The following is a 7,148-nucleotide window of genomic DNA, read 5'->3' as shown; positions in this document are numbered from 1 at the left end:
AGCGTGGCCGCCAGGCGGTTCGCCCGCTCGTTCAGCTCCGCATACGTCAGCCGGTCGTTCTCGCACACAACGGCCGCCGCTTCCGGCGTGCGCTCCGCCTGTTCCTCAAACAGCCGGTGGAACGCGGCCGCCGGAGCCGCTTCCGGCTGCGCCGGGTTGAATGCGCCGAGAACTTGCTCTTTTTCCGCCGCTGTCAGAAGCTCCAGCTGATTCAGGCGGATGTTCGGGTTAGCCGCAACCTGCTCCAGCGCCCGGGCAAAATGACCGTGGATCAGCCTGATGTCTTCCTCTCTGAACGTCAGCGCATTGTACGTAAACCGAAGCAAAATATGCTCTTCCGGAATGACGGTAATGTCCAGGTCGTAGTTCGTTTGCTCCGGCGACTGGATATTCGCGATTTTGAGCGCTTCCTTGTCTCCGCCGACGACCTGCTCAATCTGTTCTTCCATCGGATAATTTTCAAAGACCATGATATGGTTGATCAAGTCGCGCTTTTGCTCGCTCAGCGACTGAATTTCGAACAGCGGGAACGTTTCGTAAGCTCCCGATGCCAGCGCTTGATCCTGGGTTCTTCTCAAAATATCGGCTGCCGTCTCCTCGGCTCTGCCTTGAATACGGACCGGGATCGTATTAATAAACAGGCCGATCATGCTTTCAATGCCCGGAATTTCCGCCGGACGCCCGGATACGACGGAGCCGAATACGACATCCTCGCTGTTGTTGTATACCTGCAGAACCAGTCCCCATACCGTCTGCATGAACGTATTGAGCGTCACCTGCTGCTGGCGCGCTGCCCGCTCAATTTGCCCGGTCAGTTCCTTGCTGAGTTCCACATCGATTTCAGCCGCTTCAAAAGCACCCTGCATAAGCTGCGTTCTCTCCTGCGGCAGCTTGGTCTGCTGATCGTAACCTGCCAAATACTCGGACCAGTAACGCGAAGCTTTCGCGGCATCTTGCGCTTCCAGCCATTCGATATACCGGGAGAACGAGGTCACCGGAGGAAGCTCCAGCGTACGCTTCTCCTGGAACGCGAAGTATGTCTCGAACACTTCCTTGATCATGAAGGACATGCACCAGCCGTCCATCAAGATATGATGGTGACTCCAGATCACATGGTAGGACTCCTCACCCGTGCGCAAAACGGTCACGCGCATAAGAGAGCCACGGGCCAAATCGAACTTGTTCGCTTTATCCGCGCTGACGAAATCGGCTATCTTCTTCTCCAGGTCTTCATCGCTTACCGGGCGAATATCTTCGACGTACACTTCACACTTCCGCTCGCGGAATACCACTTGAATCGGCTCGTCTCTCCAGCCGGTAATAAAGTTGGTCCGCAGCGCCTCATTCCGCTGCACCAGCGTATCCAATCCTTGGATGAAAGCTTCGACATTCAGGCTTCCGTACAGATCGAAGGTCACCTGTTCGAAGTAAGCCTCCGAGTCAGCATCCAGCAGACTGTGGAACAACATCCCTTTTTGCAGCGGTGTCAGAGTGTACACATTCTCCAGTTCGCCGAGCTCCGCCGTATGTTCGGCCAGCCGCTCCAGTTCCTCCACCGTTACATCTTGAAGCAGAACGTCGCTAGGCGTAAGCTCCGGCCGCTCGATCGACGCGCAATGGCTGATAACTTCACGCAAGCTCGATTGAAGCAGGGTGCCTAGACGCTCTACCGTTTCCCGTTTATACTGGGTTTCCCCATAACGGATCGTGAGCTCCAGCACTCCTTCCGATACCATACCGTTGATATCGAGGACAAAATCCATCACAGCATTCGGACTTGAATCGGAGCCCGGGCTGAACGGAGACGGCTGCGAGCCGCTGCTTTCATAATCCTGGTCGAACTGGCCCAAATAGTTAAAGCTGATCTCCGGCTCCAAAGCGAAGCACTCGCCGTCACGCGGCGCCGACATATAACGCAGGATGCCGTAGCCAATTCCTTTGTTCGGAATGCGGCGCAAGCTTTCTTTAACCTGTTTCACCTGATGACCGAGCCCCTGGGCGTGACCCGGCTCCAGAACGACAGGGAATTGGCTTGTAAACCAGCCTACCGTACGCGTAATGTCCACATCCGGCACAATATCTTCCCGTCCGTGGCCTTCGAGATTCACCAGCACGCGTTCCCGGCCGCTCCAAGCTTGTACCGCGCGGCCAAGCGCGGCAAGCAGCAAATCGTTCATTTCCGTATGGTAAGCACGGTGTGCCTGCTTCAGCAGCTGCTTGGTTTCCTCCGCCGTCCAGCGGACGGTCACGAGCCGGCTGTCCTTCAGCTTGGATCTGCCTTGTTCAAAATCCTTCGGAAGCGGCTCATAGGTCAGTTGCTCGATATGCTGCCAATACGCTCTCTCGCTTTCCATCGCCGGACCGTTCGCATAATCAGCGAGCTGCTTCGCCCATGTCTGGAATGAATCCGTTTTGAGCGGCAGACGGATTGGCTGCCCTTGCAGCGCCTGCTCATAGCCGGCAGCAAAATCCTCAAGCAGAATCCGCCAGGATACGCCGTCTACGACCAAGTGATGGATCGCGATGAGCAGGTGGTCGCCGTCATCGCAGCGGAACAAGCCGAGCTTCACCAGCGGGCCGTTTGCCAGATCGATGCTCGCTTGAATGTCATTCGCTTTAGCCTCTACCGCTTCTTTCACATCGCCGACTCCTTTGAAATCGACAACTTCCAGATCGAACAGCGCTTCGTTCGCCCCGGCGCCGCGGTTCCAGGCGGTATAGCCGTTCCCGGTTTGGCGGTAAACCGTACGGAGAGCATCATGATGCAAGACAAGCTGACGCACCGCCTGGCGTAAAGCTTCTTCGTCAAAGCCTTGCTTGGAGAACTGCATGAACGCCTGGTTGCTGTGATGCATGTCTGCCGGATTTTGTTCAAAGAACCAGCGCTGAATCGGGGTCAAGATGACCTCTCCCGTCACTTCGGCCTGGCTTGCCGTTCTCTCCGCCGTTTGCAGCTGCAAACTAAGGGCGGAAATCGTCGGGTAATGGAACAAATCTTTCATGACCAGCTTGTACCCCATTTGCAAAAGACGGGACGATACCTGCAAGGCCTTGATCGAATCGCCGCCGAGCGCAAAGAAATTGTCCATCGTTCCGACCTGATCCACGCCCAGCACCGCCTGCCAGACCGACGCAAGTGCTTGCTCGGCAGGCGTACGAGGCGCCGTGTATGCAGCCTCGGCACGAATGCTTCCTTCCGGCACAGGCAGCGCTTTACGGTCAATCTTCCCGTTCGGCGTAAGCGGCATTTGATCCAGACGCATGATGCGCGACGGCACCATGTGGGAAGGCAGCGCGGCATCCAGATGGGCCACAAGCCCTCCCAGATCGAAGCTGGAATCCGCTGCGACATACCCGCACAAATATTTCTGCCCCCGCTCGTCCGTCCGGTCGATGACAAGCGCTTGACGCACGCCGGCAACATGCTGCATGGCCGCTTCAATTTCACCAAGCTCGATCCGATAGCCGCGAATTTTCACCTGGTTGTCGATCCGGCCGATGAAGTCCACGTTCCCATCCGGCATCCAGCGTGCCAGGTCGCCCGTCCGGTACAGCCGCTCTCCGGCGGCAAATGGGCTGTCTACGAATTTCTCCGCCGTCAAATCCGGGCGGTTCAAGTAACCGCGGGCCACACCCGCTCCGCCGATAACCAGCTCGCCCAGCACCCCGATCGGCACCGGCTTCAGATTCGCATCCACGATGTAGAACCTGGCGTTCAGCCACGCTTTCCCGATCGGCACGCTGCCCGTCTTCGGCAGCTTCTCCAGCGGCTCGTCATAGAAGCTGGAGTCAATTGCCGCTTCCGTTACACCGTAGCTGTTAATAATTCGGAACTGTGAGCCGAAGCGCTCCTGCAAGGTGCGGTAATCCGCTACGCTGCACGCATCCGAGCTTGTGATCAGCAGGTGCATCGAGCTGAGGTCCAGACCCTCGGCATACACATGCTCCATGAACGGCACAATCAGCGCCGGAGTCGATTCGAACACCGTCACGTCGTAGTCGCGAATCCAGCCGTAGAGGCGGGTTGGATCGATCCGGTCATCCTTCGGAACGATGACCATGGTGCCGCCGTTGTACAGCGCCCGCGCAATGTCGCCGACGAACACGTCGAACGAGAAGCTGGCGAGCTGCAGCAGCCGGACCGGGAACTGATCCAGGCGGTATTCCCGCCGGTAGCCCGCCGCCGTGTTCACCAGGCTGCGGTGTTCCACCGCCACGCCCTTCGGACGGCCCGTCGTACCCGAGGTGTAGATGACGTAAGCCAAATCGCCCGGCTTGTTCACATTCGCAGGATTCGATGCGAGATCCCCCGCTTGTACGTCCTTCTCGGCTTCTGCCGTGGCGGACGTTTCGGCAGCAGCCGTTTCCACCTGCGTCAAAGCCTCCGACGCTGCGCCTGCTTCGCCCAAAGCTTGTTCGCCCACAGCCGCCCCGAGGCTGTACGTCGCGGCGTCATCAAGCGCAAGCACCGTTTGCAGCGCTAGAGCTCCGCCGCTGCGCCAAGCTTCCGCCTGCTCCAGCAGGCAGGTCTGCGTGAGCAGCACCGACGCCCCGCTGTCTGCGAGCATATACTCGATCCGCTCCGCCGGATAGTCCGGGTCGAGCGGCACATAAGCGCCGCCCGCTTTCCATACGGCGAGCACCCCGATTAGCAGCTCCGCCGAACGGCCGGCCAGAATGCCGACCACCTGCTCCGGCTTCACCCCGCGCGCCCGCAGCGCATACGCCAGACGATTCGCTTTGGCGTTCAGCTCCGCATACGTCAGCTTGCTGCCTTCGTAGACAACCGCCAGCGCTCCCGGAGTGCGCTCCGCCTGCTCCTCGAACAGCTCGTGGAACGTTCTCTCTCTCCATGACTCAGCCGCTTCCAAGCCTGTACCCTCTGCGGCGGTTTGCTTCGCAAGAGCCGAAGACGACACATCAAACCCGACCAGCAACTCATGCTTTTCGCTGTCCGTCAAGATATCCAAATCCGCTATCCGCGCATCCGGCTGAGCCAGGATTGATGCCAACAGCTGCTCGTAATGACCCGCCAGCCGTGCCATCGTTTCCTGTCTAAACAACGAGGTAGCGTACTCGAGCTTGCAAACCAGCTCGTTACCCTCTTCCACGATATCTAAGCTCAGATCAAACTTTGCCGTCTTTTCCTCGATGTCGAACAGCGACCATTGTAAGCCATCCAAGATTAAATCCAAGCTTTCATGCTTTTGCAAAGAAAACATGGTGTCAAACAGCGGATTCCGGCTTAAATCCCGGCTCACCTGAAGAGCTTCCACCAGCTCCTCGAACGGATAGTCCTGGTGCTCGTAGGCTCCGAGCGTCGTTTCCTTCACTTCCTGCAAATAATCCAGGAACGTCCGCTCCGCCGCCGGACCCAAGCGAAGGGCCAGCGTATTGACGAACATGCCGATAATCGGCTGCAGGTCGGCGTGAGAACGGGCGGCAATCGGAGTGCCGACCACTATATCTTCCTGCCCTGCGTATTTATGAAGCAATACGGAGTACGCAGCCAGCAGAAGCATGTACAGCGTCGCCCCCGAATCGCCGGCAAGCCGTTTGAGAGCTTCACTTCTCTCCGCGTCCAGCGTAAACGTGAGCGTTTGACCGTCAAACTGCTGGACGGCCGGTCGGGAGAAGTCGAGAGGCAGCTCAAGAACCGGTAGCTCGGAGCTGAATACCCCGCGCCAGTATTCCTCCTGCCGTTTGATGCGCTGGCGCTGCTCCTCGGATTGCTGCCAAACAGCGTAATCCTTATATTGAATCCGCAGCTCCGGCAATTCTTCCCCATTATAAAGCCGCACGAATTCGCGCAGCAGTACGTCCATGGAAAGGCCATCGGAGCCAATATGATGAATATCCAGCGCGAGCAGGAATTTCTCCTTCTCCAGCTCGATCAGCAGGGCGCGCAGCAAAGGCGGCCGGGTCAAGTCAAACGGCTGTATGAAGCCTTCAAGAATGGCCGCAACCTGATCTTCGCTTGCTTGAAGCTTCTCGACCTTGAAGGCTGCGAGCGGATGAATACGCTGAACTGGCTCCCCATCCACGATTTCAAAACCGGTGCGCAGCATATCGTGCCGGGCCACCAAAGCAGTCAGCGCCTTTTCCACCTTGGCCTCGTTCAAAGCCCCTTCCAACTGCAAGGCGCTTGGGAGGTTGTAATTCAGCTCCGAGTTATCCAGCTGGTGCAGGACGTACAGCCTTTTTTGCGCGGAGGAAACCGGATAGTACGCTCTCTCTTCCGCTTTCGGAATCGAGCTGTGCCGCGTTTCCTCCAAGCTGGCAATAGCTCCGGCCATCGACTCTACCGTCGTATAGCGGAACACATCGCGCAGCGGAAGCTCAACGTTCATTTCCTTCTGAATCTTGCTGACAAGGTTCGTCGCCCGCAAGGAGTGGCCTCCGAGCTCGAAGAAATTGTCCAGGACTCCAATACCGGAGCAGCCCAGCACTTCTTCCCAGATCTTCACAAGCTGGGACTCCGTCCGGTTACGCGGCGCTACGTATTCGACGCCCGTTTGCAAGCTGCCTTGCGGCTCCGGCAGCGCTTTGCGGTCCACTTTGCCGTTGGACGTCAGCGGCATGCGCTCCAGCTGCACGAAGTATGACGGGATCATATACCCTGGCATTCCCTGGGCCAGCGAGGTTCTCATTTCGCTGACCGTCAACGTCCGATCCGCCACAAAGTAGGCGACAAGCGCCTTCTCGCCCCCGCCGTCCTGACGGGCGAGCACCACCGCTTCTTCCACGCCCCGGACGTTCAGAAGCTGCGTCTCGATTTCGTCCAGCTCGATCCGGTACCCGCGGATTTTGACCTGATGGTCGATCCGGCCCAGGTATTCGATGCTGCCATCCGGCAGCCAAGCCGCCAAGTCGCCCGAGCGGTACAGCTTCTCCCCTTCCGCAAACGGGGAATCGACGAACTTCTCCGCCGTCAGATCCGGACGGTTCAGGTAGCCTCTCGCAAGGCCTTCCCCGGCCACGTACATTTCGCCCGCTACGCCGATCGGCACAGGGCGGCGGTTCTCGTCAAGAATGTACACCCTCAGCGTCGGGATCGGCTTGCCAATATTGCTCTTCGCCGCCTCAATCTCGGCCCACGTAATCTCCTTATACGTTACGTGAACCGTCGTCTCGGTAATGCCGTACAT

Annotated in this window: 1 protein-coding gene; it reads right to left on the bottom strand. The window is 58.1% G+C overall.

Going from position 1 to position 7,148, the window contains the following annotated elements; translation table 11 throughout:
• Positions 1-7,148, bottom strand: a 7,148-nt coding sequence (locus L1N82_RS22850; protein WP_235289775.1) for a non-ribosomal peptide synthetase, incomplete at both ends; no start/stop codon positions are given.

It is taken from the genome of Paenibacillus tarimensis, from assembly GCF_021532315.1.
In the GTDB taxonomy this organism is placed as follows: domain Bacteria; phylum Bacillota; class Bacilli; order Paenibacillales; family Paenibacillaceae; genus Paenibacillus_I; species Paenibacillus_I tarimensis.
This window is presented reverse-complemented; position numbering and strand designations above follow the sequence as displayed.